The 26127-nt window shown below is 64.9% G+C and carries 22 protein-coding genes and 1 tRNA gene; 11 read left to right on the plus strand and 12 right to left on the minus strand.

Annotated elements, in window-relative coordinates:
• Positions 1-10: 10 nt before the first annotated feature.
• The gene (locus AC30QB_RS23385; RefSeq protein WP_489548688.1) at positions 11-307 is read left to right on the plus strand and encodes a hypothetical protein; all 297 of its coding nucleotides are present in this window, start codon (positions 11-13) and stop codon (positions 305-307) included.
• Between the two features lie 18 nt (positions 308-325).
• Here the strand turns inward: AC30QB_RS23385 and AC30QB_RS23390 are convergent, their stop codons facing one another.
• The 6 genes from AC30QB_RS23390 to AC30QB_RS23415 form a co-directional block, all read right to left on the minus strand.
• Positions 326-3178, minus strand: coding sequence for a hypothetical protein (locus AC30QB_RS23390; protein ID WP_489548689.1), 2853 nt, complete (start codon positions 3176-3178; stop codon positions 326-328).
• A gap of 120 nt (positions 3179-3298) precedes the next feature.
• The gene (locus AC30QB_RS23395) at positions 3299-4450 is read right to left on the minus strand and encodes a thioesterase domain-containing protein (RefSeq protein ID WP_489548690.1); all 1152 of its coding nucleotides are present in this window, start codon (positions 4448-4450) and stop codon (positions 3299-3301) included.
• A gap of 253 nt (positions 4451-4703) precedes the next feature.
• Positions 4704-4778: transfer RNA gene (locus AC30QB_RS23400), tRNA-Val, on the minus strand.
• 35 nt (positions 4779-4813) lie between these two features.
• Entirely contained in the window at positions 4814-5518 is a 705-nt protein-coding gene (gene dnaQ, locus AC30QB_RS23405; protein ID WP_489548691.1) for a DNA polymerase III subunit epsilon, read from the minus strand.
• The gene (gene lgt / locus AC30QB_RS23410) at positions 5515-6327 is read right to left on the minus strand and encodes a prolipoprotein diacylglyceryl transferase (RefSeq protein WP_489548692.1); all 813 of its coding nucleotides are present in this window, start codon (positions 6325-6327) and stop codon (positions 5515-5517) included. Before lgt ends, dnaQ begins: the two co-directional genes overlap by 4 nt.
• 57 nt (positions 6328-6384) lie before the next feature.
• Entirely contained in the window at positions 6385-7326 is a 942-nt protein-coding gene (locus AC30QB_RS23415) for a LysR family transcriptional regulator (protein ID WP_489548693.1), read from the minus strand.
• 111 nt (positions 7327-7437) lie between these two features.
• On the opposite strand from AC30QB_RS23415, the gene ilvD reads away from it, so the two are divergent.
• Entirely contained in the window at positions 7438-9120 is a 1683-nt protein-coding gene (gene ilvD, locus AC30QB_RS23420) for a dihydroxy-acid dehydratase (protein WP_489548694.1), read from the plus strand.
• Between the two features lie 62 nt (positions 9121-9182).
• Here the strand turns inward: ilvD and AC30QB_RS23425 are convergent, their stop codons facing one another.
• Positions 9183-9440: a TIGR04438 family Trp-rich protein gene (locus AC30QB_RS23425; protein WP_489548695.1), complete on the minus strand. Its 258-nt coding sequence runs from the start codon at positions 9438-9440 to the stop codon at positions 9183-9185.
• Between the two features lie 124 nt (positions 9441-9564).
• Here AC30QB_RS23425 and AC30QB_RS23430 point away from each other — a divergent pair, with 124 nt between their 5' ends.
• The 3 genes from AC30QB_RS23430 to AC30QB_RS23440 all read left to right on the plus strand — a co-directional run bounded on the left by AC30QB_RS23430 (position 9565) and on the right by AC30QB_RS23440 (position 11499).
• A complete protein-coding gene (locus tag AC30QB_RS23430; protein WP_489548757.1) occupies positions 9565-9873 on the plus strand; it encodes a c-type cytochrome in 309 nt (102 codons plus the stop codon).
• 67 nt (positions 9874-9940) lie between these two features.
• Entirely contained in the window at positions 9941-10711 is a 771-nt protein-coding gene (locus AC30QB_RS23435) for a metallophosphoesterase (protein WP_489548696.1), read from the plus strand.
• A gap of 23 nt (positions 10712-10734) precedes the next feature.
• Entirely contained in the window at positions 10735-11499 is a 765-nt protein-coding gene (locus tag AC30QB_RS23440) for a 4'-phosphopantetheinyl transferase family protein (RefSeq protein WP_489548697.1), read from the plus strand.
• A gap of 1 nt (position 11500) precedes the next feature.
• Here AC30QB_RS23440 and acs read toward each other — a convergent pair whose 3' ends face one another.
• Together acs and nhaA are read right to left on the minus strand one after the other, a co-directional pair.
• Entirely contained in the window at positions 11501-13462 is a 1962-nt protein-coding gene (gene acs / locus AC30QB_RS23445; RefSeq protein ID WP_489548698.1) for an acetate--CoA ligase, read from the minus strand.
• A 146-nt stretch (positions 13463-13608) separates the two neighbouring features.
• A complete protein-coding gene (nhaA, locus tag AC30QB_RS23450; protein WP_489548699.1) occupies positions 13609-14826 on the minus strand; it encodes a Na+/H+ antiporter NhaA in 1218 nt (405 codons plus the stop codon).
• A 50-nt stretch (positions 14827-14876) separates the two neighbouring features.
• Here nhaA and AC30QB_RS23455 point away from each other — a divergent pair, with 50 nt between their 5' ends.
• The gene (locus AC30QB_RS23455; protein ID WP_489548700.1) at positions 14877-16400 is read left to right on the plus strand and encodes a fumarate hydratase; all 1524 of its coding nucleotides are present in this window, start codon (positions 14877-14879) and stop codon (positions 16398-16400) included.
• Between the two features lie 92 nt (positions 16401-16492).
• On the opposite strand, the gene AC30QB_RS23460 is transcribed toward AC30QB_RS23455, so the two are convergent.
• From AC30QB_RS23460 to AC30QB_RS23470, 3 genes are read right to left on the minus strand one after another with little or no spacing between them, the layout of a single operon-like run.
• Positions 16493-18217, minus strand: a complete 1725-nt coding sequence (locus AC30QB_RS23460; protein WP_489548701.1) for a gamma-glutamyltransferase family protein — start codon at positions 18215-18217, stop codon at positions 16493-16495.
• Entirely contained in the window at positions 18217-19494 is a 1278-nt protein-coding gene (locus AC30QB_RS23465; RefSeq protein ID WP_489548702.1) for a mechanosensitive ion channel family protein, read from the minus strand. The genes AC30QB_RS23460 and AC30QB_RS23465 overlap by 1 nt, the downstream gene beginning before the upstream one ends.
• Positions 19495-19527: 33 nt before the next feature.
• Complete coding sequence (locus AC30QB_RS23470; RefSeq protein WP_489548703.1) at positions 19528-20463, minus strand: histone deacetylase family protein; 936 nt, start codon at positions 20461-20463, stop codon at positions 19528-19530.
• Positions 20464-20499: 36 nt separating this feature from the next.
• Here AC30QB_RS23470 and AC30QB_RS23475 point away from each other — a divergent pair, with 36 nt between their 5' ends.
• The 5 genes from AC30QB_RS23475 (at position 20500) to mltB (ending at position 26127) form a co-directional block, all read left to right on the plus strand.
• Positions 20500-21426 carry an AAA family ATPase gene (locus tag AC30QB_RS23475; RefSeq protein ID WP_489548704.1) on the plus strand — a complete coding sequence of 309 codons (927 nt, stop codon included), beginning with the start codon at positions 20500-20502 and terminating at the stop codon, positions 21424-21426.
• 69 nt (positions 21427-21495) lie between these two features.
• Positions 21496-21837: a hypothetical protein gene (locus tag AC30QB_RS23480; RefSeq protein ID WP_489548705.1), complete on the plus strand. Its 342-nt coding sequence runs from the start codon at positions 21496-21498 to the stop codon at positions 21835-21837.
• A 108-nt stretch (positions 21838-21945) separates the two neighbouring features.
• Complete coding sequence (locus AC30QB_RS23485) at positions 21946-22953, plus strand: DUF58 domain-containing protein (protein WP_489548706.1); 1008 nt, start codon at positions 21946-21948, stop codon at positions 22951-22953.
• Between the two features lie 82 nt (positions 22954-23035).
• The gene (locus AC30QB_RS23490) at positions 23036-25063 is read left to right on the plus strand and encodes a transglutaminase TgpA family protein (protein WP_489548707.1); all 2028 of its coding nucleotides are present in this window, start codon (positions 23036-23038) and stop codon (positions 25061-25063) included.
• Complete coding sequence (gene mltB, locus AC30QB_RS23495; RefSeq protein WP_489548708.1) at positions 25063-26127, plus strand: lytic murein transglycosylase B; 1065 nt, start codon at positions 25063-25065, stop codon at positions 26125-26127. Before AC30QB_RS23490 ends, mltB begins: the two co-directional genes overlap by 1 nt.

Here is a 26127-nt window from a genome sequence, read left to right on the forward strand (position 1 = left end):
CAGGGCTAACATGACCAGCATGTTTGAGAAGATCCTTTCCGCTGCCATTCTGGCCCTCTGCCTCGTGTTCATGGCGCGGCTACTGGTCGGCGAGCGCAGGCGCTACCGCTTCGATGCCTTCATGAAGCGCACCTGGTTGCGCACCCGCCGCGGAGCCTTATCGGTTTACCACTGGCGCAGCTCACGCAAGACCGCCGCTCAGGCGGCCGAAGAAGCGATCAACCGCGCCCGAGACGGCGGCAGCTGGGAAGGCAACGTCTACAAACCCAAGTCGTTCAAGCGGCCGCCGCGCAACAAACTGCACTGAGCCGGCCGCTCGGGTGACTCAGAAGCCGCGGCCTAGTGCCAGGTAGCCGAGCGTCTCTTTCGGGTTGTCGAGGCCGCGCGCCACACCCAGGCGCAGGTCAAAGCCCAGCGCGTACAAAAACTTCAACTCGCCCAGCAGCTCAACGCCCACGCCACGGTGGTAGTGCGTGGGTCGGTGGCCTCTGTCCCAGGCGCCGCCCACGTCATAAAACACAGCCGCTGACAGACGGTTCACGCCCACCGCAGGCACCATGAAGTGCTGGTCGATGTCGGCCAAGGGAGCACGCCACTCGATGCTCGTGACGCGCGCACTGGCACCGCGCAGGCTGGCTTCGTCACCGCGATAGCCGCGCAGCGTGATGTCGCGGTTGTTGAGCACCGGGCCCAGCTGCAGCTGGGGGTCGATGGCGCCACCCAGCTGGAAGCGCTCGGTGAGCCCGGTAGCAGAGACCTCGGTGTGGCGCAGCGCCAGCACGCTGCGGCCCAGCGGCACGAAGGCTCGCCCGTCAAAGCGCAGCACGCCGCCGTCGTAGTCGTTGCGGCCATCTCGCGCAAACGGGCGGTAGCTTTCGTACAGCAGCGTCGCGTGCTGGCCGCTGTTGCGGCCCTCCGACCACCAGTTGCCACCGCTGGTGTCGTAGTCGACAAAGGCGGCCAGCATGCGCTCGGTGCGCGGCAAGCCGGCAGTGGCGAGCTCGGGGTGCACGCGCTGCACGTGGTCGAGGGCGGCACCCACGCCGAAGGTGACGCGCCGATCCAGCCGCAACCACGGGAAGGCGCTGATCCACTGCGCCTTGGTGTTGCGGTCGTAGCTGGTGACTTCATCACCGTTGCTGCCGGGCCGGGTGGCGCGTACCGTCAGATCGCGCCGCAGCGTGATCAGGTGCTGGCTCTCGAACAGGTACTGCAGACTGCCCAGCAGCTCGTGCTGCCTGGCCTCGTATTGAACAGAGGCGGCGTACTGGTTCCAACCCAACGCGTCGGAGCCAAAGGTGCCGGCGCCTACGGCCAGCAACCCGCTCTCGCCGGTGAGCAGGGGAAACCAGCTGCGCGGGTACATCGAGCTCAAGGCACTGTAGGGCCGAGGCTCGCCCAGGAGCATGGCAGAGGTGACTTCTGAAGGGCTTGCGGGGGGCGCACTGGCGGCTGCACTCGCGGGCGCACTGGCCGGCGCTGCGACCGCGAGCGCGCTCGGGGTGCGCAGCAAGGGCGTCGCCGCAACCATGCGGCGCAGCTCGTAGCCACCCTGCGCCACCACCGACATCACCAGCGAGCCGTCGGCCTGCGTGCCGCTCTGCGCCACCACACGCGTATGGCTGTGACTAAGCTTGACCCAGGCATCACCATCGAGCCGCCACACATTGAACACGCCGTCGCGTACGGCAATGAACTCGAGGCCGCTCGGGCCATGCGTAAGGCCGTGCAGCGGCGCATCGTGGGTGAACAGCAGGCGCGGCGCAGCATCGGGCTGCGCGAGATCGAATGCCTGCACACGCCAGTCGGCGCCGCGTTTGCTGATGACACTCACCTGCTTGCCATCGGGTGAGGCCGCCAGATCGATCAGCGTGACCTCGGCCGCGGGCTCCCACAGCACGCGTTGCTGCTGGCCTTCGGCGTTGAGCAACACCAGGCGCGTGCGGCCCTCGCTCTGCTGCAGGCCCACAACTGCCTCGCCGGCCTGCACCGCATGGCGCAGCCGCGCGCAATGCGTCAGCTGGCGCAGTTCGCCGTCGGCCTGCAGGCGATAAATGTCGAATGCGTAGTAGCGCCAGTTGCAGATGTCGGGCTGGGCGATGAGCACCTCGCCTCGGGGCGACACGTCGATCTCGGCCGATGAGTGCACGTCGGCCAACTCCGTCTGCTGCCCGCTGGCTGAAACCTTCACCAGCTTCGCGTGGTGCAGGCCATCGTCGACCACGGCCAGCGCGTTGCCGTCGGGCAGCGCCGCCACCGAGCCCACCGAAAACAGCGGGCCGGCCAGGCGCTCGCCAACAGCCTCGGGCACGCTGGTCAAGGCCAGTGCCCGCTGCTGCACTTGCAGCTTCAGGTCGGCCAGAAACTCGTCCCACAGCACATCCATGGTCTTGCCGGTGGCGACGACAGGGCTGGTGTGCAGGCGTGGCCACAGCGGCGGGTTGCCGCTGTAGCGGTCCACCATCTTGTAGATCGCTTCAGGGCCGTATTGGCGCTCAAGGTATTCGTAGAAATAGGCTCCGTAGAGGTATGACTTGGCCGCGGGCAAGGCACGGCCACCCGCGTTGATCTCGCGCAACGAGAGAAAACCGCTCTTCGACTCGGCACGCAACCAGGCTTCAAAGATCGGCCCTCGCAGGCGGCCGCGCCCCGTGGTGCTGTCGCTTTCGTTGAAGACGGCCAGCCCTTCGATCATCCAGTTGGGCTCGAAGAGGTTGGGAAAGAAAAACGGCTGGCGGCCGAAGATCTTCTGCAGCACACCCGGCGCGCCACGCACCTTGTCGAGGTGCACCGTGTGCGTGAACTCGTGCGTCAACAGCAGGTCAAGCCAAACGCCGTTGTCAAGCAGCTCGCCCTTGTCGGGGGGTGCCAGAAAGACGCCGATGATGTTGTACGGCAGCGGCTGGCTGAACCCATTCGGCAGGTCGTACTGGTCGATCAGCAAGATCTCGGTGCGGCCCCTTGGCTCCCAGCCCAGCGCCTGAGTGACTTTGGGGTAGGCCCGCTCGGCCGCCTGCGCCACACGCTGCGCCTGGGCGCGCCAGGCAGAGCGGTAGTTGACCCGAAAGTGTGCAGAGTCGGCGCTCTGCCAGTCTTTTGCAGGTTCGATGCTCTGTGCGGAAGCGCTGCCTGCAAACCAGCAGCAAATGAAAAGAATCAGGGTCCGAATCAACGGCATTAGGGTCTCCACGGGGTACAGCTCAAATTACGCCGGGCGCAAGGGTACAGGACGCGAGAGCCGATTCGGCAGCAGGCCAACTTCCGTGACCCAGGCCTCGCCTGCCGATGGGCCACGCGGCTAAAGATCGCGAGCCAGCGCCGCGGCCAGCGCCTTGGCCAGCTCTTTGGCATTGGCGCCGGTGATCATCTCGTCGTGATTGCCGGGGGTGATGTTCACCTCCAGCCCGCCCAACATCACCCGGTGCCACACCGGCATGGGGTCGCTGTCGCTCGCGACGGCGGCGCGCAAGAAGATGGCACGACCCGGGTAAGGCTCTGGCCTGTAGTTGCGGAATGCGAGCAGCATCGCGCCGCGCACACGCCGCAGCGCGGGTGGGAAGTTGGCTTCGCGCACCACGTCGCCCACCAGCTCGGGCCGCTTGGGCATTGCTCCGTAAGAGGCGCGCAAGCGATCGAGCAGCACAAATGATTTCTGTCGCAGGTAGGCCCACCGACTCGCGCTGGGCAGCGCCCTCAGGGTACGCAACGTGCCCAGCATGCGCCCCACGCGGTGGTGCAGCCACTGCTTGGGCGGCAGGTAGCGACCGTGCACATGGGTGTCGATCAGGCACAACAGGTCGACGGTTTCGCCTGCATGGCGAAGCTGCTGGGCAACTTCGAATGCAATCAACCCGCCAAAGGAAAAACCGCCTATCGCATACGGGCCGGTGGCTTGCACCCGCCGCATGTGGCCGATGTATTCGCGCGCCATGTCGGCAATGCGCAGGTGCGGCTCCTGCCCGGCGCCCAGGCCGCGCGCTTGCAAGCCATATACGGGGCACCGCGTGTGCAGCGCGCGCAGCACCGCCCACAATTCCAGGAAGTTACCGGCCAGGCTGTGCATCATGAAGAAAGGCCGACCGGTGCCGGGGCGCAGCTGCACCAACGGCACGGGCAGATCCCATGCCGCCGCATCGATCACACCCGCCAGCTGCCGCACGGTCGGGGCTTTGAGCAGCGCGTCAAGCGACAGGGCCTGACCAGTGGCAATTTCGATCTCTGTCAGCATGCGCGCCGCCAGAAGAGAGTGGCCGCCGAGCTGAAAGAAGTCATCGTTCAAGCCGATCGGCGACAAGCCGAGCAAGCGCTCCCACAGCGTCTTGAGGTAGAGCTCATGGTCATGACGCGAGCGCCAGCTTGGCGCAGGCGGCGGCGGCAGCCTGATCGCAGTGTCATCGGCCACGGCGGTCACGAGCGGCGACTCTGCACGCGCCCCCGAAGGCGCGAACACAGGGGTCAAGTTGAAAGATGAAGCTGCGTCCATGCACGACGATCCCGAGGGGCTGGGTGAAGCATCTTGCAGAGGGGCTTCATGAGCAAGCAGCGCAGCGGCCTACCTGCTGTAGGTCACAGCCTACAGGATCAGAAACGGGGGCAACGGGGGCAACGGTTGGTAGATTTGGATTGCCGTCACGCGCGAGGTCGGCTTGACTGCTGGCCAAGAAAAAAGCCCTGCAAGTCGATGACTTACAGGGCTTTGGTCTTGGTGGGCGGTGCAGGGTTCGAACCTGCGACCCCTGCCGTGTGAAGGCAGTGCTCTACCACTGAGCTAACCGCCCGATGTTTCGCGGAGCCGCGGATTATGCCATAGGCCTCAGGCGGCAAGGCCGCGCCAGCCGGTCTTGCCGCCAGAAGCCTTGTCGAGCTCGACCAACACCACCTCATGTGCAGCCAATTCGGCGTCGTTGGCGGCGATCACGGTCAGCTCAAACTGGCTGAAATCGACGGCGGCCATGACCACATCACCTCGCCCCGATTCATTGGCATCAATCACCAGCGAGTCTTGGCCGCGCGTCAAGCGGATGTAGACCTCGGCCAGCAGGCCGGCGTCTAGCAAGGCGCCATGCAGCGTGCGGCTGGTGTTGTCGACCTCCAGGCGCTTGCAGAGCGCGTCGAGCGAATTCGACTTGCCCGGGAACATCTCGCGTGCCATCACCAGCGTGTCGGTGATCTGCGCCACAAAACCCGGGAACTTAGGCTTCCCCAAGCGCTTGAGCTCTTCGTTGAAGAAGCCCACGTCGAAGCTCGCGTTGTGGGCGATGACCTCGGCACCGCCCAGATACTCAAGCAGCTCTTCAGCCACCGACGCAAAGAGGGGCTTGTCAGCGAGAAATTCGTCGGTCAGCCCGTGGATCTTCACCGCGTCTTCGTGGCTCGATCGCTCGGGGTTGACATAGAAATGCAGGTTGTTGCCGGTGAGCCGTCGATTGACCATCTCCACGCACCCGATCTCGATGATGCGGTCACCCGACTCGGGGCTGAGGCCAGTGGTTTCGGTGTCGAAAAAAATCTGCCTCATGCCATCACTTTCTTGCGGGCATTTTGTGCAGCCCAGGCCCACAGGGCCGCGCCACCCAGGATCATCGGCACGCAAAGCCATTGGCCCATGCTCAAACCCAACGCCAGGTTTTCGAGACCCTTGTCAGGCTGGCGGAAATACTCGACCACGAATCGGCACAGCCCGTAGCCGAAGATGAACACCCCGGTCACCTGACCCGGCGCGCGCTCCTTGCGTGCATAGAGCCACAACAACACAAACAACAGCAGGCCTTCGAGACCGAACTCGTACAGCTGCGAGGGGTGCCGCGGCTCGGGGCCACCCGATTGTGGAAACACCATGGCCCAGGGCAGGCTGGGGTCGGCCAGCCTGCCGTACAGCTCGCCGTTGATGAAGTTGCCGATGCGACCAGAGGCCAGGCCTGTGGGCACGCAGGGAGCGATCAGATCGAAGGTCTGCAGCACGCCTCGCTTGCGCGATCGAGCGAACAAAGCCATCGCCGCACCCACGCCAAGAAACCCGCCGTGGAAAGACATGCCGCCTTTCCACACGGCAAACACCTCCAGCGGGTGCTTCAGGTAGTGGTCGAAGTTGTAGAACAGCACGAAGCCCAGGCGCCCGCCCAGCACCACACCGAGCACGCCGTAGAACAGCAGGTCTTCCACGTCGCGGCGCGTCCAGCCGGAGTCGGCGAACCATGGCTTCTTGACGCGGATCGAGGCCAGCCACAAGAAGAGGCCAAAGGCCACCAGGTAGGTCAGCCCATACCAATGAATGGCGATGGGGCCCACCTGGAGCGCGATCGGGTCGAACTGAGGGTGAACGAGCATGTGCAGGCAAGAGGGCAAAAACAGCGCGAACGATACCGCACGCGGCTTGGTCGCTCCTTATGCCGGTTCGTCCAGCGAGCGCTTCACATAGTCAACAAAGCGCGCTACCACCTGCCCCGCCTGCGCGGGCCACACCAGGCTGGTCTCGGCACGCGGCGCGGCGGACACAAGCGCCGTCGGCAGGCGGCGGTAAACCACGCCGGGCCGCTGCAAGGTCGTGACCGATTCGGGCACCCAGGCAAGCCCGAGCCCGGCCGACACCAGGTTGACGATCGTCTGCATCTGGATCGCTTCTTGCGCAATGACCAGCGAGGCGCTGTGGCGGTGATAGAAGGCCAGCACCGCGTCGTATAACGAGGGCGCAATGCCGCGCGGAAAAATGATCAGCGGCTGCGCCAATATCTGCGCCAGCGTTAACCGCCGCGAGGTGTTCAAAGGCGAAGCCTCGGGCACGGCCAGCACCATGGGCTCAATGCTCACCGACAGGCGCGACAGCGGATGCGTGCCACCCCCCTCGGGCGCCATGTTGGGCGCGTGCAGCAAGAAGCCGGCATCGGCCTCGCCTTGCTCTAGCGCGCGCAGTTGAACGTCGGTCGTGGCTTCGCGCAAGACTACCGACACCCCCGGTTCGGCTTCGCGAAAACCACGCAGCCACCCCGGCAACGGCCCGAACCCGACGGTGGAGACGAAACCCAGGCGCAGCCGCCCCACAGCCCCGTGACCCACCGATTGCGCAATGCCTGGCAAAGAGGCCGATTGCTGCAGCAACTGCCGCACCGGCTCCACCAAGGCCTGGCCCGCGGCCGTGAGCGACACCTGGCGTCGGGTGCGCTCAAAGAGCGGCACGCCCAGGCGTGCTTCAAGCTGCTGAATGGCCAGCGTGAGGGGCGGTTGGGTGATGTGCAGCTTTTGCGCCGCACGGCTGAAGTGCAGCGTTTCGGCGAGCATCAGAAACTGCCGCCACACCCGAAGCTCGATCTGCAAAGACGGATCACTCATATGCAGCACGTATCAATGGAGCGCCAAGGATATATTGGACGGGACACATAGGCAACGGGATACTTGCACCCTTCCCCCGCCCTTCCCCAGCCATTCAGCCAGGACATCGCCATGAGCATCAACCGCCGCTCCAAGAACATCACCGAGGGCGTGGCCCGCGCGCCCAACCGCTCGATGTATTACGCCTTGGGCTATGAAGAGGGCGATTTCAAGAAGCCCATGATCGGCGTGGCCAACGGGCACTCCACCATCACGCCATGCAATTCGGGTCTGCAGAAACTGGCCGACGCCGCCGTGGCTGGCATCGAAGCCGCAGGCGGCAACGCGCAGCTTTTTGGCACGCCCACCATCAGCGACGGCATGGCCATGGGCACAGAAGGCATGAAGTACAGCCTGGTGTCGCGCGAGGTGATCTCCGACTGCATAGAGACCTGCGTAGGCGGCCAGTGGATGGACGGGGTGCTGGTGGTGGGTGGCTGTGACAAAAACATGCCGGGCGGGATGATGGGCATGCTGCGTGCCAACGTGCCGGCAATCTACGTCTACGGCGGCACCATTTTGCCGGGGCGCTACAAGGGGCAAGACCTCAACATCGTGAGCGTGTTCGAGGCGGTCGGTCAGTTCAGCGCGGGCAACATGAGCGAAGAAGACTTCTGCCAGATCGAGCGCCGCGCCATCCCTGGCAGCGGCTCATGCGGCGGCATGTACACCGCCAACACCATGAGCTCATCGTTCGAGGCACTGGGCATGAGCCTGCCGTATTCGAGCACCATGGCCAATGTGGAAGGTGAGATCGTCGCGTCTACCCAAGAGGCGGCGCGCGTGTTGGTCGAGGCGGTGAAGAACGACCTGAAGCCGCGTGACATCGTCACCCGCAAGTCGATAGAGAACGCTGTGGCGGTGATCATGGCCACCGGCGGCTCGACCAACGCGGTGCTGCACTTTCTCGCCATCGCACACGCCGCCGAGGTCGACTGGAGCATCGAAGACTTCGAGCGCGTGCGCAAGAACGTGCCAGTGCTGTGCGACCTCAAGCCTTCTGGCAAGTACCTTGCGATCGACCTGCATCGCGCCGGCGGCATTCCGCAGGTGATGAAGACGCTGCTGAAGGCCGGGCTGCTGCACGGCGACTGCATCACGATCACCGGCAAAACCGTGGCCGAAAATCTGGCTGACTTGCCCGATGCCCCGGGCACCGATCAAGACGTGATCCGCGCCATCACCAACCCGATGTACGCCGAAGGGCACCTCGCCATCCTGAAGGGCAACCTCTCGCCCGAGGGCTGCGTGGCCAAGATCACCGGCCTCAAGAACCCCGTGATCACCGGGCCGGCGCGCGTGTTCGACGACGAGCAATCGGCGCTCGCGGCCATCATGGCGCGCCAGATCGTGGCGGGTGACGTGATGGTGCTGCGCTACCTGGGCCCCAAGGGCGGCCCCGGCATGCCTGAGATGCTGGCCCCCACCGGCGCACTCATCGGCCAGGGGCTCGGTGAAACCGTTGGACTGATCACCGACGGGCGCTTTTCGGGCGGCACCTGGGGCATGGTGGTGGGCCATGTGGCGCCTGAAGCCTATGCCGGAGGCAACATCGCACTGGTCAAGGAAGGCGACTCCATCACCATCGACGCGCACACGCTGACCCTGCAACTCAACGTGAGCGATGCCGAGCTGGCGCAGCGTCGCGCGGTGTGGAAGGCGCCGGCGCCGCGCTACACACGCGGCGTGCTGGCCAAGTTCATGCGCAATGCATCCAGTGCAAGCGCAGGGGCGGTGCTCGACAAGTTCGAGTAAGCCCCTTCTCGTGCAACGAAAAAGCGGCCCGGAGGCCGCTTTTTTTCTGAGGGCACTGAAACTCAACGTTTGCGCTTGTGGCGGCGGCCCTTCAGGTCCATGCCCAGATTGGCCAGGTTCTCTTCGCGTCGCTTGGCCACACGGTTGTCCATCTTGTCCATTTCGCGTCGCTTGGTATAGCCCGTGGCATCTGCCCACCACCACCACAGCACGGCTGCCAGAAAGGGCCACAGCACGGCCCACCACGACCACAGCGCCACGGGGCCGTACTCGGCCGTTTTCATCAGCAACAGCAATACGCCAAGAATGACAAAGTACATGGTGAAAAGCCTCGAAACGGGTCTGTTTTGCCATCGGGAGGTCAACCCGCCGACCTTAGAATCCGTTGTATCCGGCAGTGCTGGAAATGTAATTCACCTTCAGTCTCTGGCACGAAAGGAAACCATGAAGTCATCGCTTTCACTTATTTTTGCCGCAACCGCGCTCGTCGCAGCGCCAGCCTTTGCCGACGCCGACCTGGCCAAGAAGAAGAACTGCATGGCCTGCCATGCCATCGACAAGAAGCTTGTAGGCCCCGCTTACAAAGATGTGGCAGCCAAGTATGCCGGCCAGAAAGATGCTGTCGACAAGCTCTCGCAGAAGGTCATAAAGGGTGGTGCTGGCGTATGGGGCCCGGTGCCCATGCCAGCCAACACAACGGTGAGCGATGCCGAAGCCAGGCAACTCGTTCAGTGGATCTTGACGCTCAAGTGAGCGTCTGATCTGAAAAGGACAAGGCCCCGCCCACGCGGGGCCTTCTTCTTTGGCCTACGCACCCAACATGCCCTCCATGCGTGTCTTCGCCGTCTCTGATCTTCACGTCGACTACGAGCCCAACGCGCTGTGGGTGCAGCAGCTCTCGCTCAGCGATTACCTGAACGACGTGCTGATCGTCGCGGGCGATGTGTCTGACGTGGCCGACCGGGTGCGCCTCTGCCTGGAGACGCTGGCCCGCCGCTTCTGGCGCGTGCTGTTCATCCCGGGCAACCACGACCTTTGGGTGCGGCGTGACGAGCCGGGCCTCGATTCGATCGGCAAGTTCGAGCGCATCACGGCGCTGGCAAAGTCGGTCGGTGCCAGCATGGAGGTGTTCCATCACCACGAGCTGAGCATCGTGCCGCTGCTCGGCTGGTATGACGACTCCTTCGGTGTGCCAGGCGACGACCTGCGCGCAGCCTGGGTCGACTACCGCGCCTGCCGCTGGCCCGAAGGCCACACCTCGCAACGCATCACCGCTGACTTTCTCGCGATGAACCGGTACCGTAGACAGTCAGAGTCGGAGGTCATCGTGTCCTACTCTCACTTCCTGCCTCGCATCGACGTCATGCCCGAGCGCATCCCGATGGCCATGCGTTACATCTACCCCATCCTCGGCAGCACGGCGCTGGGCGAGCAAGTGCAGGCCCTGAAACCGAAGGTTCACGTCTACGGCCACAGCCATGTGAACCGCCGTGTGCAGCTCGACGGCATCTTGTACGTCAACAACGCCTTTGGCTACCCGCACGAGACACGCATCGCCGCCAAGGAGCTGGTCTGCGTGTACGAAGCATGAGTCCGCACGATCACCCGCTGCCCTTGGACAGCACTCAGGTGCACCTGTGGTTGGCCTTCTGCGACGACGCGCAAGACCCTGCGCTGCACGAGCGCTACCGCGCCCTGATGACGCCCGAAGAGCGGGCACGCGCAGACCGCTTCCATTTCGAGCGCGACCGCCACCGCTACCGCGTCACACGGGCGCTGGTGCGCAGCGTGCTCTCGCGCTACGCGCCGGTGGCGCCGGCTGACTGGCGCTTCGAGGCCACGTCTTATGGACGCCCACTCATCGTCAACCCCCATGCCGAGGCGCAAAGCCTGTCGTTCAACCTTACCCACACCAGCGACCTGATCGTGCTCGCCGTGACCCGCGGCCGAGCCATCGGCGTGGACACCGAAAACATCTCGCGAGGCGCCATGCTTGACGTGGCCAATCGCTTCTTCGCACCCAGCGAATGCGAGGCGCTCACCGCCCTGCCCGCCGAGGCACAGGCTACAAGGTTCTTCGAGCTCTGGACGCTGAAAGAGAGCTACATCAAGGCGCGCGGCATGGGCTTGTCGATCGGGCTCGATCGCTTTGCGTTCGACCTGCGCAGCCCTGGCTCAGTCTCACTGTCGACTGAGCCCGAGCTGCAAGACCCACCCCAGCGCTGGGCGTTGCGCCAACTCTGGGCCACGCCTGAGCACCCGGTGGCCTTGTGCGTCGAGCAGCTCGCTAATGCACAGCCCTTCGAGGTGATGACACACCGCGTGGTGCCGCTGGTCGAGGCCTCGCCTTTCAGCCTGCAGCCCCACCGCAGCAACTGAATCAGTAGGCTTGGCCCAGCTGCTCCAGGATGGCCGGGTTCTCCAAGGTGCTCGTGTCTTGTGTGACCTTCTCGCCCTTGGCCACCGAGCGCAGCAAGCGCCGCATGATCTTGCCGCTGCGCGTCTTGGGCAGGTTGTCACCGAAGCGTATGTCTTTCGGCTTGGCGATGGGGCCGATCTCTTTACCCACCCAGTCGCGCAGCTGCTTGGCAATCGCTTTCGCTTCGTCGCCTGAAGGGCGCGGCCGCTTCAGCACCACGAAGGCGCAAATGGCCTCGCCAGTCGTGTCGTCAGGCCGCCCCACCACCGCGGCTTCGGCCACGAGATCGGTGCACGAGACGAGCGCCGATTCGATCTCCATCGTGCCCATGCGGTGGCCGCTCACGTTGAGCACGTCGTCTATGCGGCCGGTGATGGTGAAGTAACCGGTCTTCTCGTCGCGTATGGCGCCGTCGCCAGCCAGGTAGTACTTGCCCTTGAAGTCTTCGGGGTAGTAGCTCTTCTTGAAGCGCTCAGGGTCGCCGTAGATGGTGCGAATCATGGCAGGCCAGGGCTTCTTGATGACCAAGATGCCGCCCTGCCCGTTGGGCACGTCCTTGCCGGTCTCGTCGACCACCGCGGCCATGATGCCCGGGAAGGGCAGCGTGCACGACCCCGGCACCAGCGGCGTGGCCCCCGGCAGCGGGGTGATCACATGGCCACCCGTTTCGGTCTGCCAGAAGGTGTCGACGATGGGGCAGCGCCCCCCGCCAATGTGCAGGTGGTACCACTCCCAGGCCGCGGGGTTGATGGGCTCACCCACCGAGCCCAGGATGCGCAGGCTGCTCAGGTCGTACTGCTTGGGGTGCACGGCCTCGTTGCTTTCCGCCGCCTTGATCAGCGAGCGAATCGCCGTGGGCGCGGTGTAGAAAATGCTGACTTTGTGCGTCTGGATCACTTTCCAGAAGCGCCCGGCATCGGGGTAAGTCGGCACACCTTCGAACACGATCTCGGTGCCGCCCAAGGCGAGCGGGCCGTAGGCAATGTAGGTATGGCCGGTGACCCAGCCGATGTCGGCGGTGCACCAGAAGATGTCGTCGGGCTTGAGGTCAAACGTCCACTTGGTGCTCAGCGCTGCGTGCAACAGATAGCCACCAGTGGAGTGCTGCACGCCCTTGGGCTTGCCGGTGGAGCCCGAGGTGTACAGCAGGAACAGCGGGTGCTCGGCTCCCACCCATTCGGGCTCACAGGTCTCGGCTGCCTTGGCCGTCAGCTCGTGCATCCAGTGGTCGCGCGCGCTCCAGCCAATCTTGCCGCCGGTGCGTTTGTAGACGATCACGCTCTTGATGCTTTCGCAGCCCCCCAGCGCTATCGCCTCATCGACGATGGCCTTCAACGGCAGCTGCTTGCCGCCCCGCATCTGCTCATCGGCCGTGATCACCATCACCGCGCCGGCATCTTGGATGCGGTCGCGCAGGCTTTGCGCCGAGAAGCCGCCGAACACCACCGAGTGCGTGGCACCGATGCGCGCGCAAGCCTGCATGGCCACCACGCCTTCGACCGACATCGACATGTAGATCACGACGCGGTCACCCTTTTTCACGCCCTGCGCCTTCAGCGCATTGGCCATGCGGCAGGTCTTGGCGAGCAGCTCGCTGTAGGTGACGCGTGCCACCTGGCCGTCATCGGCCTCGAAGATGATGGCAACCTTGTTGCCCAGGCCAGCTTCGACCTGCTTGTCGAGGCAGTTGTACGACACGTTGGGCGTGCCGTCTTCGAACCACTTGAAGAACGGCGCCTCGCTGCTGTTGAGCACCTGGGTGAAGGGCTTATTCCAGCTCACGAACTCGCGCGCCAGGCGGGCCCAATAGCCTTCGTAATCAGACTCGGCTTCGGCGACCAGCTTTTCGTAGGCCGCCATGCCGGAAACATATGCATTCTTGGCAAGGGCGGCGGGCGGCGGGTACAGCTTTGTTTCGGACATGGCGGTCTCCTGGCGAGATTTTGTGCACTGGGTGGCACCATAAGCGGGCGCTCTTACGAACGCCTTACTCTGTATCGCCATGGTGTGCCATCTAGACCAAGCAACAACCGGGCTATCCCTGCCCTGACCGCCGGCTACGCCACCAACTACTGAGTCGTGTTCAGGTGCTGCTGTCGGCGGCGGGAAGGCCCGCGCCGCTCGGAGCGCAGCAAGACCAGCGTGCCCAGCACGCCCGCAATCAGCGAGCCGCCCAACACCCCCAGCTTCACCTGGGTGTCGTAGCCAGCGCCCTGCCCATCAAAAGCCAGCCCGCCGATGAAAAGGCTCATGGTGAACCCCACGCCGCAGAGCAGGCATACGCCAAAGAACTGCCAGCGGTTGGCGCCTTCGGGCAACTCGGCGCCCGCCACGGCCGTCAGCAGCCACGACGACCCGAACACGCCGATCGCCTTGCCCAGCACCAGGCCAGCGGCGATGCCCAGGGGAACCGCCTGCGTGAGCGTCTGCAGCGTCATGCCTTGAATTGCGACCCCTGCGTTGGCAAAGGCAAACATCGGCAGCACCACGAAGGCCACCCAGGGGTGCAAGGCATGCTCCAGGCTTTCAAGCGGTGAATGCTCGTCGTCGTCTTGGCCATGCAAGGGAATGGCGAAGGCGGTGGCCACGCCGGCCAGCGTGGCATGCACACCCGACTTGAGCACGCACACCCAGATGATGGCGCCCACGAACAGGTAAGGCAGCACGCTCTTCACGCGCAGGCGGTTGAGTGCGAACAATGCCGCACACCCCAGCGCCGCCGCACCCAGCATGGGCACGGAAAGATTGGCCGTGTAGAAGAACGCGATGACGACGATGGCGCCCAGGTCGTCGATGATAGCCACCGCCGTGAGAAAAAGCTTCAGCGAGGCCGGCACGCGAGAGCCCAGCAGCATCAAGATGCCCAGTGCAAACGCGATGTCGGTGGCCGCCGGGATGGCCCAGCCGCGCAAGGCCACGGGGTCGTGCATGTTGATCAACACATAGATGCCAGCCGGCACCGCCATGCCCCCGATGGCCGCACCCACGGGCAGCAAGGCCTGGCGCGGGCTGGCCAGCTCACCCGATACCAGCTCACGCTTGATCTCCAGGCCCACCAGCAGGAAAAACACCGCCATCCAGAGGTCGTTGACCCACAGGATCAAGGGCTTGGACAGCAGCAGCCACTCATGGCCGATGCGCACCTCACCCGGGATGTTGCGAAACGCCTCGTAGCCGGCACTGAGCGGCGAATTGCTGATGGCCAGCGCCGCGATCGTCGCCAGCGCCAGCACGATGCCGCCCGCCGACTCCGCCGCGAAGAAACGACGAAACGCTGCAGTGATCACCGATCTTCCCCTTGAGTAAAATTCAGGCCTCCCGCCGTCGAGAGCCACCCATGACCATCATTCGCCACGCTGACCTCGTCGAGAGCGTCGCCGCAGCCCTGCAGTACATCAGCTACTACCACCCCGCCGACTATATTGCCCATCTCGCGCGCGCCTATGCCAGCGAGGAGAGCCCGGCGGCCAAAGACGCGATCGCGCAGATCCTCACCAACTCGAAGATGTGCGCCGAAGGCAAGCGGCCGATCTGCCAAGACACCGGCATCGTCAACGTCTTCCTGAAGATCGGCATGGACGTACGCTTCGAGGGCTTCCCCGGCAGCATCGAAGACGCCGTGAACGAAGGCGTGCGACGCGGCTACCTCCACCCCGACAACGTGCTGCGTGCCTCCATCGTGGCCGACCCACAGTTCGAGCGCAAGAACACCGGCGACAACACGCCGGCGGTGATCCACATGACGGTGATCCCCGGCAACACGCTAGACGTGCAGGTGGCGGCCAAGGGCGGCGGCAGTGAAAACAAGAGCAAGTTCGCCATGCTCAACCCGAGCGACTCGGTGGTCGACTGGATCATGAAGACCGTGCCCACCATGGGTGCGGGCTGGTGCCCGCCCGGCATGCTGGGCATAGGCATTGGCGGCACGGCCGAGAAGGCCATGTTGATGGCCAAAGAAGTGTTGATGGAGCCCATCGACATGTACGACCTGAAGGCCCGCGGCCCGCAAGACAAGACCGAAGCCCTGCGCATCGAGCTGTGCGACAAGATCAACGCACTGGGCATAGGCGCGCAAGGCCTGGGTGGCCTGACCACCGTGCTCGACGTGAAGATCGCGATGTATCCCTCGCACGCCGCCGGCAAGGCCATTGCGATGATCCCCAACTGCGCCGCCACGCGGCACGGCCACTTCGTGCTCGACGGCTCGGGCCCGGCCTACATCGACCCGCCCAGCCTCGACCAGTGGCCCGACGTGAAATGGGCGCCTGACTACAACAAAAGCAAGCGCGTCAACCTCGACACGCTGACCAAGGAAGAGGTGGCCGGCTGGAAGCCCGGCGACACGCTGCTGCTCAGCGGCAAGATGCTCACCGGCCGCGACGCCGCGCACAAGCGCATACAAGACATGCTGGCCAAGGGCGAGAAGCTCCCCGTAGATTTCACCAACCGCGTCATCTACTACGTGGGCCCGGTCGACCCGGTGCGTGACGAAGTGGTCGGCCCTGCCGGCCCCACCACCGCCACGCGCATGGACAAGTTCACCGAGATGATGCTGGCCGAGACCGGCCTCATCGGCATGATCGGCAAGAGCGAGCGCGGCCCTACAGGCATAGCAGCCATCAAGAAGCACAAGAGCGCCTACTTGATGGCCGTGGGCGGCGCGGCCTACTTGGTGTCGAAGGCGATCAAGAAGGCTCAGGTGCTGGGCTTTGCTGACCTGGGCATGGAAGCCATCTACGAGTTCGAGGTGCTAGACATGCCGGTGACGGTGGCGGTCGACTCAAATGGTGTCTCGGTGCACGAGACCGGGCCGAAGCTGTGGCAGGCCAAGATTGGCAAGATTCCGGTGGCAGTGGTTTGAACAAATGGGAATGAGGCTGCGCACCGTCATTGCCACGAAAGCGCGCTGATGCACCACGGAAAGCGGCACGCCTTCGCAGGAACATCGGTGAACTACTCGCCCCTCACGCGGCCTTCACCCCGCGGGTCGGTGCCACCGACCCAGCCTTGCGGCGTGCGCTGAACGCCGTTCAGCCCGCTGCTAAGGCGCAAGGGCCACACCTCGTGGCCGAGCGCTTTGAGAGCCTCGGCCAGAGCCTCCGTTTCGGGCGTGAATTCAATTTCCGTCGGCCCGTTGCGTGAGCCGAAATTGGGCAGGGCCATCGCCCGCTGCAGCGGCAGCTTCCAATCGAGCACCCCCACCACCACCTTGCCAACGAAGGTGATGATGAAAGGCCCCCCCGGTGAGCCCACGCTCATGACCAGCTGGCCGCTGGCGCGGTCGAACACCAGCAAGGGTGTCATCGACGAGCGCGGCCGCTTGCCACCTTCCACCCGGTTGGCCACCAACGTTCCTTCAGCGCTGGGCACAAACGAGAAATCGGTCAGCTCGTTGTTGAGCATGAAGCCATGCACCATCAGCCGCGAACCGAAGAGGTTCTCGATGGTCATGGTCATGGCGAGCGCATTGCCATGGCCATCAACCACCGACACATGCGAGGTTGAGGGCAGCTCGGGGCTGCGGTCGTCGGCCAGGCTCGCGACCATGGGCAAGGGCACACCCGGTGCGGCCCTGCCCATGCTGCGCTCGCCGATCAGCGCGCCACGCTGGGCCAAGTACATGGGGTTCAGCAGTGCCTGGGCATTGCCACCCGGCAAGGCAACGAAATCAGGGTCAGCAACGTAGCGGTCGCGGTCGGCATAGGCGAGGCGGTAGGCTTCCGTGAGCAGGTGAACCGCGCGCGGGTCGAGCGAGGCGCCCACAGGCGGCAGAGCGGCTAGGTCATGGGTCGACAGCATGCCGAGCGCCTGCGCCAAAGCCAGCGTGCCCGATGACGGTGGGCCCATGCCGCAGATGCGCCAGGCCAGGTGATCGAAGCACAGCGGGTCGCGCGCCTTGGCGCGGTAGCCCGCCACGTCGGCCTCTGTCATGACGCCTGGGTTACCGGCATGCCCCCGTACTTTGGCCACCAGGTCGTGCGCCACAACACCTTCGTACAAGGCAACCGACCCACGCTCGGCCACGTCATGCAGCAAGGCGGCCAGCGCCGGGTTGCGCAGCACCGTGCCAGCCACGCGTGGGCTGCCATCGGCCTCGTAGAAATAGGCCTTGGCTTCTGCGTCGCGCCTCAATGACTGGGCAATGCCGGGGTCACTCAGGAAGTTGGCGAGCCTCGGGCTGATGGCAAAGCCCTCTTCGGCCAGGCGAATGGCCGGCTGAAACAAGGCCCGCCAGGGCAGCTTGCCGTGCTGGCGATGCGCCAACTCCAGCGCACGCAGGGTGCCGGGCACACCCACCGAACGCCCGCCCACCACGCCCTCCATGAAGCCCATGGGCTTGCCGTCTCTCATGAACACATCGGGCGTAGCGGCAGCAGGCGCCGTTTCGCGGCCGTCAATGGTCTGCACCTGCTTGCCGTCGTGGTGCACGAGGAACAGGCCGCCGCCTATGCCGGACGACTGGGGTTCGACCAAGGTCAACACCAGCTGCACTGCAATGCCGGCGTCGATGGCGCTGCCGCCGGCCTTGAGCATTTGCAGGCCGGCATCAGCCGCCAAGGGGTGGGCCGCAGCCACCATGTGGTGCTGCGCCGCGGCTTCCGGCGGAGCGCTGGCGCAACCGGCCAGCAGTACCGTTGCCAGCAGGCACGCAGCATGAAAGGGCCAACGGGTGCGCATCAGGCCACCTCTTTCACCGGCACCACTCGCGTGTGCATCACGCGCTGCGGGAACGGAATCTCTACGCCCTCCGCGTTGAGCACATCCAGCACTGCGAGGTTGACGTCGGACTTCACCTGTCCCTGGCCGTTCTCAGGGTCGCGGATCCAGAACAGCAGCGTGAGGTCCATGCCGTCGGATGCAAACGCCGACAGCTGCACGCTGGGCGCCGGGTCAGCCAGCACGCGCTGGACGTCAATGAGGGCCGTGACCAGCTTGGGCTGCAGCGCACGCACGTCGGTGCCATAGGCCACTTGCACGGTCGTGGTGAGGAGCACGCTCGGGTCAGACAGTGAAGAGTTTTCAACTCGCTGGGTGATCAGCAATTCGTTGGGCACGATGGACTCGCGGCCATTGAGCGCACGGATCACGGTGTAGCGGGTGCGGATGTCGCTGATGCGGCCTTCGAAGTTGTCAACCTTCACCATGTCGCCGATGCGCAGCGATCGCTCGGCCAAGATGACGAAGCCGCTCACATAGTTGGCAGCGATCTTCTGCAGACCGAAGCCCACGCCCACGCCGATCGCACCGCCTAGCACGCTGAGCGCCGTGAGATCAACACCGACAGCCGACATGGCAAACAGAATGCCGATGAAAAGCAGCACCGCACGCACGATGTTCGACACCATCTTGCGCATGGACAGGTCATCACCCGTGCCGCGAATGATCTTGCGCTCGACCGCGGCTGACACCCACAGCGCCAGCATCATCACTACACCGGCGGTGATCGTGCCTTCGATCATGTTGCGCAGCGAGACCTCGGCACTGCCGATCTTCCAGCGCACGCCGTCGAGCTGCTGCAGCACGGCCGGCATCACGCCCGTCACCCACAACACCACTGCGATCCAGGCCAACCACGACACCGTGCGTTCGATGGTGCGCACCCAGGCGTTGTCGGGGAAGGCCGCCGACAGCACGCGCACCGTCAGGCGTATCAGCACCAGCGAGGTGAGGATAGGGACGGCCACCTTGAGCACCGCCACCGTCACCATGCCCTTGAGAAACTCTCGCGCCACCACGGACAGCAGCAGCGCCAGCACCGGGAACAGCACGCCGTCGACCACGTTTCGCCCGAAGAGCACGGCACCGTGAATCTTGAGCACCTTGCGCAACAGTACGCAGGCGATCCATGAGACGCCCAGGCAGCCCAGCAAGACCGCCGCCTCGATGAGGGCGCTCTGGTTGGTCAGGTTGTGGAGCAGGTCTTGAAATTCGTGCAGGTCGACTTGGGAGTTCATTCTTTTCTTAACGGCAAGCAGCGCCAGCGGCGCCTAAAGATCGGCGAGCACGCGCAGATGGGCGGCCACGCTGCGGGCCAACGCACTCAAGGCGTAGCCCCCTTCCAGGCACGACACGATGCGGCCCTGGGCGTGGCGCTCGGCCACATCTTTCACGCGACGGGTGATCCACTCGTAGTCGGCTTCGACCAGGCCGAGCTGGCCGAGATCGTCTTCGCGGTGGGCGTCGAAGCCGGCCGAGATGAACACCATCTGCGGCTTGAATGCTTCCAGCCGCGGCATCCACATGGCCTCGATCATTTCGCGTATCTCGCCACCACGGGTGTAGGGCGGCACCGGCAGGTTGACCATGTTGTCCCCCTTGGGCACACCGCCGCTGTAGGGGTACAGCGGGTGCTGGAAGAAGCTCACCATCAAGATGCGCTCGTCGCCGGCCACGATGTCTTCAGTGCCGTTGCCGTGATGCACGTCGAAGTCGACGATGGCCACGCGCTTCAAGCCGCGCACGTCGAGCGCATGGCGTGCAGCGATGGCCACGTTGTTGAAGAAGCAAAAACCCATGGTCTCGTCGCGCGTGGCATGGTGGCCGGGTGGGCGGATGGCGCAAAACGCGTTGTCGATCTCGCCGTCGATCACCGCATCGGTGGCGGCCACCGCCGCGCCAGCAGCGCGCAGTGTGGCCAACCATGTGCCGGGGTTGGCGCTGGTGTCGGGGTCGAAGGCGCGCGACTCGCCGGTGGCAACCAGCTGCTCCAAGCGATCTTTGAGCTCTGCCACGTAGCCGGCGGTGTGGGCGAGCTTCACATCGCTCAGGTCGACCAGCGGAGCCTCGCGTTGATCGAGCGCCACATCGAGGCCCGTGGCGATCAGGTGATCGTGAATCGCATCCAGCCGCTGCGGGCATTCGGGGTGGCCCTGCCCCATGTCGTGGGCGTGGCAATCGGGGTGGCTGTAGAGAGCGGTGGGCATGGGTGGCGGCGCGGGGTTTCGGGTATCGTGCGCCGCATGAACCAAGCCCTTGCGTCGCAACTCACCCGACTGATTGATCAGATTAGCACGATCATCGTGGGCAAACGACCGCAAGTGAGTGACTGCCTGGCCTGCCTTTTGGCAGGTGGCCACCTGCTGATCGAAGACGTGCCGGGTGTGCGCAAGACCACCTTGGCACACGCGCTGGCGGTGTCGCTGGGGTTGCGGTTTTCACGCACGCAATTCACCGCCGACCTGATGCCTTCCGACCTCATCGGCGTGAGCGTCTACGAGCGCAGCAAAGAGGCCTTCGTCTTCCACCCCGGCCCGGTGTTTGCACAGGTGCTGCTGGCCGATGAAATCAACCGCGCCGGCCCCAAGACACAGAGTGCGTTGCTCGAAGCCATGGAAGAGCATCAGGTGACGGTAGAGGGCGAGACGCGCGCCCTGCCCCGCCCCTTCTTCGTGATCGCCACGCAAAACCCAACCGACCAGCTCGGCACCTACCCGCTGCCCGAGTCGCAGCTCGACCGCTTCCTGATGTGCCTGACCCTAGGCTACCCCGACAAGGCCAGCGAGCGCGCCCTGCTGGCGGGCAGCGACCGGCGTGACGCCATAGGCGCACTGAGCGCTGTGATGTCGCCCGAAGAGCTGGTGCTTGCCCAGCAAGAGGTGCTGAAGGTGCATGCCTCCGACGCGCTGCTCGACTATCTGCAGTTGCTGATCGCCGCCACGCGCAGCGGCGCGTGGTTCGTCGACGGCCTCAGCCCGCGCGCCGGCATTGCCGTGCTGCGTGCCGCCAAGGCACGTGCACTGCTCGACCAGCGCGACTACGTGGCGCCCGACGACGTGCAAGCCATTCTTGTGCAGACCGTTGCGCACCGGCTGGTGCCCGTGGCCGGTGCAGGGCGCGGCCCGCGCGAGCAGGTGCGGGCCATGGTGGAGACGGTGCCGCTGGTCTGACGGGCCCAGCGGCACGCCGATTGCCCTTGAAGGGCAGGCTGGGTGTCCAGTCGACTCAAAGGAGCCCCTATGAAGAAAATCGCAACTGCTTTGCTGGCAATTTGTACCGCCTGTGCCTCTATTGCCGCCACGAACGACGTTGAAACCAGTGGCGAAACCAAGAAGCCTACGCTCCTGACGCAGGAGGGCAAAGACGCCAAAGTGCACTCCGACGCCGAGTACAAGGCCCGCAAGAAGGTGGCCGACGCCAACAAGACGCTCAACAAGGCCGATTGCGAAACCGCACTGAACGGCCGTGCCGAGCACGACTGCAAGAAGGCGGCTCGCGCCAACGCAAAGGACGAAAAGGCCGATGCCAAGACCATTCACGAAATGGAAAAGACTGACAACAAGCAAATGAACAGCAAGTAACGCCAAGCAACCCGTGGCTAGGCGCCAACGCGGCGCCAAGACATGGGCCTTTGCGTAATGGCTGTATGAGATGGCCGACGGCATGCCGCCTGCGCTTACGATGCTGGCATGCCTCTCGCCGCGCCGACCCGGCCACCCCTTGCGCTAAACCCGGCTGCCTTGATTCGCCAGCGTTTTCGCGCATGGTGGCAAAAACGGCTGCCGCGCACGGACACGCTGTTGCTCACGCAGCGCAACGTCTACATCTTGCCCACCCGCGCGGGCCTGATGTTCGGCCTGACGCTGCTAGTGCTGCTGGTGGCCTCCATCAACTACTCGCTCAGCCTGGGCTATGTGCTGACCTTTCTACTGGCCGGCAGCGGCGTGGTGTCTATGCATGTCACGCACAACACCTTGCGTGGCCTGACCCTGCACTTGCGACCGCCTGGCGCCGTATTTGCCGACACCCCTGCGCTGCTCGACATCACGCTGACCAGCACCCATCGCGCTCGCTTCGGCATCGGCTTGCGCATGGAGTCCACCCCCGCGGCCAGCCTCAGCTGGACCGACGTGCCCGAGGGCGGCCAGGCTTCGGCACAGGTGAGCTTCGTGCCCCATCGGCGCGGCCGCTACGAGGTGCCGGCCATCAGTGCCGAGACACGGTTTCCGCTGGGCTTGTTCCGCGCCTGGTCTGTATGGCGGCCTGTCTCGCAGGTGCTCGTCTATCCCAGGCTTGAGCAGCCTGCTGCGCCATTGCCGGCGGCCCACGCTGTGCCGGGTGGCCCTACATCCAGGCGCAGCAACGACGGTGGTGAGGTTGAGGGCGTACGGGGCTACCGACGCGGCGACCCGTTGAAGATGGTGTTATGGAAGAAAGCCGCGCGCAGCCTGGAAACCGGTGGTGATCTGGTGAGCCGCGACACCAACGCGTCGGTGCAACAGCAGTTGTGGCTGGACTGGCATCAGTGCCCCGGGCTTGCACCTGAAGATCGTCTGTCGCGCCTGGCCACGTGGGTGATCGCGGCAGACCGGGGCGGCGCCCATCATGGCTTGCGCCTGCCCGGTGCCGAGATCGCGCCGGGGCATGGTGATGCGCAACGCAAGCGCTGCCTGGAGGCCTTGGCGCTGTGGCAGTAAGGGACGAGCGCCGGGCCGCTCCCAAGCCGGCCCTCAACCCGGCGGGCAGTCTCCCGATGTACGCATCGGGTAGGGGGGCTCCATGACTTGGCCGGGCTGGCGCCATTTGCCGCGCGAAGCGCGCGACACGCTGTTCTTGCTCGGCGTCATCGCCTGGACGGTGCTGCCACATGTGCCGAACGTGCCGGTCTGGTGTGGTGTGCTCACCGCCGCGGTGCTGCTGTGGCGCACCCGACTGGCACTGCGCAATGCACCGCTGCCCAGCCGCTGGTGGCTGGTAGGCGTGCTGGTGCTGGCCATGGGGCTCACGCTGTGGTCGTTCAAGACCTTGCTCGGCAAGGAGCCAGGCGTCACGCTCGCGGTCGTGCTGATGGCACTCAAGACCCTGGAGCTGCGCGCCAGGCGCGACGCCTTCGTGGTGTTCTTCCTCGGCTTCTTTCTGGTGCTGACGCACTTCCTGTTCTCGCAAACCTTGCCGGTAGCCGCAGCGATGCTGGTCTCGGTATGGGGCTTGCTGACGGCCCTGGTGCTGGCTCACATGCCGGTGGGTCAGCCCAGCCTGCGGCAGGCCGGCAGCCTTGCGCTGCGCACCGCGCTGCTGGGGGCGCCCATCATGGTGCTGCTCTTCATGCTGTTCCCACGCATCGGGCCGCTGTGGGGCGTACCGCAAGACGGCGGCGGCAAGACCGGTCTGTCGAGCAGCATGAGCATGGGCACCATGGCCCAGCTTGCGCTGGACGACAGCATTGCCATGCGCATTAAATTTTTCGGGCCTCCACCGTCGCCTGAAAGTTTGTATTTCCGCGGCCCGGTGCTGGCACGTTTCGACGGCAAGACATGGAGCGCGAGCTATTCGTCATCGGCGCCTCCCCGCACCGAGCTGAGGCCCAGCAGCCCCGCCTTGCGCTACGAGGTGACGATGGAGCCGCTGCGCCTGCCGCTGCTGCCGCTGCTTGAAGTCACCACCGAGGTAGAAGGCCTGGACGGCATGCGAGCGTTCCGCCGCGAAGACCTGGTGTGGAGCACCGACGTGCCCGTGGCGGAGCGCAAGCGATTCAACGCCGTTGGCCACACCGGTTTCGCCCACGGCCCGCTGCAGCGTGCGCCCAGCCTCAAGGAATACATCAACCTGCCTGTGGGCTACAACCCGCGCACGCTCGCCTGGGCAAAGCAGCTGGGTGATGACCCACGCTACGCGCATGCCGATGCGCCCGAGCTGGCACAGGCCGTGATGCAGCACATTCGCCGCGGCGGCTACACCTACACGCTCGACCCCGGTGTGTACGGCGAGGCCCAGCCTCAAGGCGCCATCGACGAGTTTTGGCTCGACCGCAAAGAGGGCTTCTGCGAGCACTTCGCCGCCAGCTTCGTTTTCATCATGCGTGCGCTCAGCGTGCCGGCTCGCGTGGTCACCGGCTACCAAGGCACCGACCCTTTGCCCGTCGACGGCTACTACATCGTGCGCCAGAGCTATGCCCACGCCTGGGCCGAGTATTGGCAAGAAGGCAAGGGCTGGGTACGCGCCGACCCCACCGCCGCCGTCTCACCCGACCGCATCGTGCGCAGCCGCAACCTGGCGCCCACGCCCGGCTTCATGGCGGGGGCCATTGGCAGCGTCAACCCCGCGCTGTTGGCGCAGATGCGCGAGGCCTGGGAGTCGCTCAACAACCGCTGGAACCAGTGGGTGCTCAACTATTCACGCGGTCAGCAGCTCGACCTGATGAAGAAGCTCGGCTTCCAGTCGCCGAGCTGGCAAGACGTGGCCTTGCTGCTGATCGGCATTCTGAGCGGCCTGGCCCTGTTGGGTGCCGCCTGGGCCTGGTGGGACCGCCATCGCCAAGACCCGTGGGAGCGCCAGGCGCAGGCGCTGCGCCGCGCACTGCGCCCACTCGGGTTGGCCGCGCGCCTGCACGAGCCGCCGCGCGCCCTCGCCGTGCAAGTGGCACAGCGCTTCGGCCCGCAAGGGCAGGCACTGTCAGGTTTGCTGATGACGCTGGAGCAGCAGCGCTACGGCCGCACGCCGATCAAGCGCCCTTCTGCCGAATGGCTGCGTTCGCTGCGGGGCGAAGCGCGCAGCTTGCGCCGTGGGTTGAAAGCAAGCGCTCGATAATGCGGCCCATGCCTCGTTTCACTTTTCTTCTTCCCGCCTTCGCCATTGCCGTGCTCATCACCACAGCACAAGCCAAGCCCCCCAAAGACGACAACGCCCCCGACAGCATCACCTATGGCCAGCGCGAAGACGTGATGCGCTTCGGCGCCGAGCTGGCCCAGCGGCGCGGCTTCGACCCGGCCTGGGTGCAGGCCCAGCTCGCCGAGTCACGGTACGTGCCCAACGTGGCGAAGTTCATCATGCCGCCGCCCACAGGCACGGCCAAAAACTGGGCGGCCTACCGCTCGCGTTTCGTCGAGCCCTTGCGCATCAAGACCGGCCTCGCCTTCTGGCGCGACAACGAGAAGTGGCTGCAGCGCGCCGAAGAAATGTACGGCGTGCCAGCCGAGATCATCGTCGGCGTGGTCGGGGTCGAGAGCATCTATGGCCGGCAGATGGGCAACTTTCGAGTGATCGACGCGCTGGCCACCTTGTCGTTTGATTTCCCCGTGGGCCGAAAAGACCGCAGCGCCTTTTTCCGCGACGAGCTGGAGCAATTGTTCGTGCTCTGCCACAGCCAAGGCACCGACCCGCTCATGCTCAAGGGCAGCTATGCCGGCGCCATGGGCATGGGGCAGTTCATGCCCAGCAGCTGGAACAAGTACGCCGTTGATTTCGATGGCGATGGCCGCGTTGACCTGCACGGCAGCCCAGCCGACGTGATCGGCAGCGTGGCGCACTACTTTGCCGAGTTTGGTTGGCAGCGCGGTGTGCCCACGCGCTTCGACGTGGCGGTGCCGGTAGAAGCCGCCGATCGTGCGGCCTTGCTAGAACCCGATATCTTGCCGACCTTCACGCCGCGGCAATTTGCAGAAAGAGGGGCAGGGTTGCCGGCTGCAGGGCGCGAGTTCGCCGGGCCACTGGCGCTGATCGAGCTGCAAAACGGTGATGACCCACCCAGCTACGTGGCGGGTACCGCCAACTTCTATGCCATCACACGCTACAACTGGTCGAGCTACTACGCCATGGCGGTGATCGATCTCGGCGAGACGATCGCCTTGGTGCGCAAGCACGTGGGGCCGTGA

The sequence above is a fragment of the Rhizobacter sp. genome (assembly GCF_046595475.1).
GTDB lineage: Bacteria > Pseudomonadota > Gammaproteobacteria > Burkholderiales > Burkholderiaceae_C > Rhizobacter.

Bases quoted from the DNA above. Each gene is read 5' to 3' on its own strand.
- AC30QB_RS23385 (WP_489548688.1), top strand. From the start codon at position 11: ATGACCAGCATGTTTGAGAAGATCCTTTCCGCTGCCATTCTGGCCCTC.
- AC30QB_RS23390 (WP_489548689.1), bottom strand. From the start codon at position 3,178: ATGCCGTTGATTCGGACCCTGATTCTTTTCATTTGCTGCTGGTTTGCA.
- dnaQ (WP_489548691.1), bottom strand. From the start codon at position 5,518: ATGAGGCAGATTTTTTTCGACACCGAAACCACTGGCCTCAGCCCCGAG.
- lgt (WP_489548692.1), bottom strand. From the start codon at position 6,327: ATGCTCGTTCACCCTCAGTTCGACCCGATCGCGCTCCAGGTGGGCCCC.
- AC30QB_RS23415 (WP_489548693.1), bottom strand. From the start codon at position 7,326: ATGAGTGATCCGTCTTTGCAGATCGAGCTTCGGGTGTGGCGGCAGTTT.
- ilvD (WP_489548694.1), top strand. From the start codon at position 7,438: ATGAGCATCAACCGCCGCTCCAAGAACATCACCGAGGGCGTGGCCCGC.
- AC30QB_RS23425 (WP_489548695.1), bottom strand. From the start codon at position 9,440: ATGTACTTTGTCATTCTTGGCGTATTGCTGTTGCTGATGAAAACGGCC.
- AC30QB_RS23430 (WP_489548757.1), top strand. From the start codon at position 9,565: ATGAAGTCATCGCTTTCACTTATTTTTGCCGCAACCGCGCTCGTCGCA.
- AC30QB_RS23435 (WP_489548696.1), top strand. From the start codon at position 9,941: ATGCCCTCCATGCGTGTCTTCGCCGTCTCTGATCTTCACGTCGACTAC.
- acs (WP_489548698.1), bottom strand. From the start codon at position 13,462: ATGTCCGAAACAAAGCTGTACCCGCCGCCCGCCGCCCTTGCCAAGAAT.
- AC30QB_RS23455 (WP_489548700.1), top strand. From the start codon at position 14,877: ATGACCATCATTCGCCACGCTGACCTCGTCGAGAGCGTCGCCGCAGCC.
- AC30QB_RS23460 (WP_489548701.1), bottom strand. From the start codon at position 18,217: ATGCGCACCCGTTGGCCCTTTCATGCTGCGTGCCTGCTGGCAACGGTA.
- AC30QB_RS23465 (WP_489548702.1), bottom strand. From the start codon at position 19,494: ATGAACTCCCAAGTCGACCTGCACGAATTTCAAGACCTGCTCCACAAC.
- AC30QB_RS23470 (WP_489548703.1), bottom strand. From the start codon at position 20,463: ATGCCCACCGCTCTCTACAGCCACCCCGATTGCCACGCCCACGACATG.
- AC30QB_RS23475 (WP_489548704.1), top strand. From the start codon at position 20,500: ATGAACCAAGCCCTTGCGTCGCAACTCACCCGACTGATTGATCAGATT.
- AC30QB_RS23480 (WP_489548705.1), top strand. From the start codon at position 21,496: ATGAAGAAAATCGCAACTGCTTTGCTGGCAATTTGTACCGCCTGTGCC.
- AC30QB_RS23485 (WP_489548706.1), top strand. From the start codon at position 21,946: ATGCCTCTCGCCGCGCCGACCCGGCCACCCCTTGCGCTAAACCCGGCT.
- AC30QB_RS23490 (WP_489548707.1), top strand. From the start codon at position 23,036: ATGACTTGGCCGGGCTGGCGCCATTTGCCGCGCGAAGCGCGCGACACG.
- mltB (WP_489548708.1), top strand. From the start codon at position 25,063: ATGCGGCCCATGCCTCGTTTCACTTTTCTTCTTCCCGCCTTCGCCATT.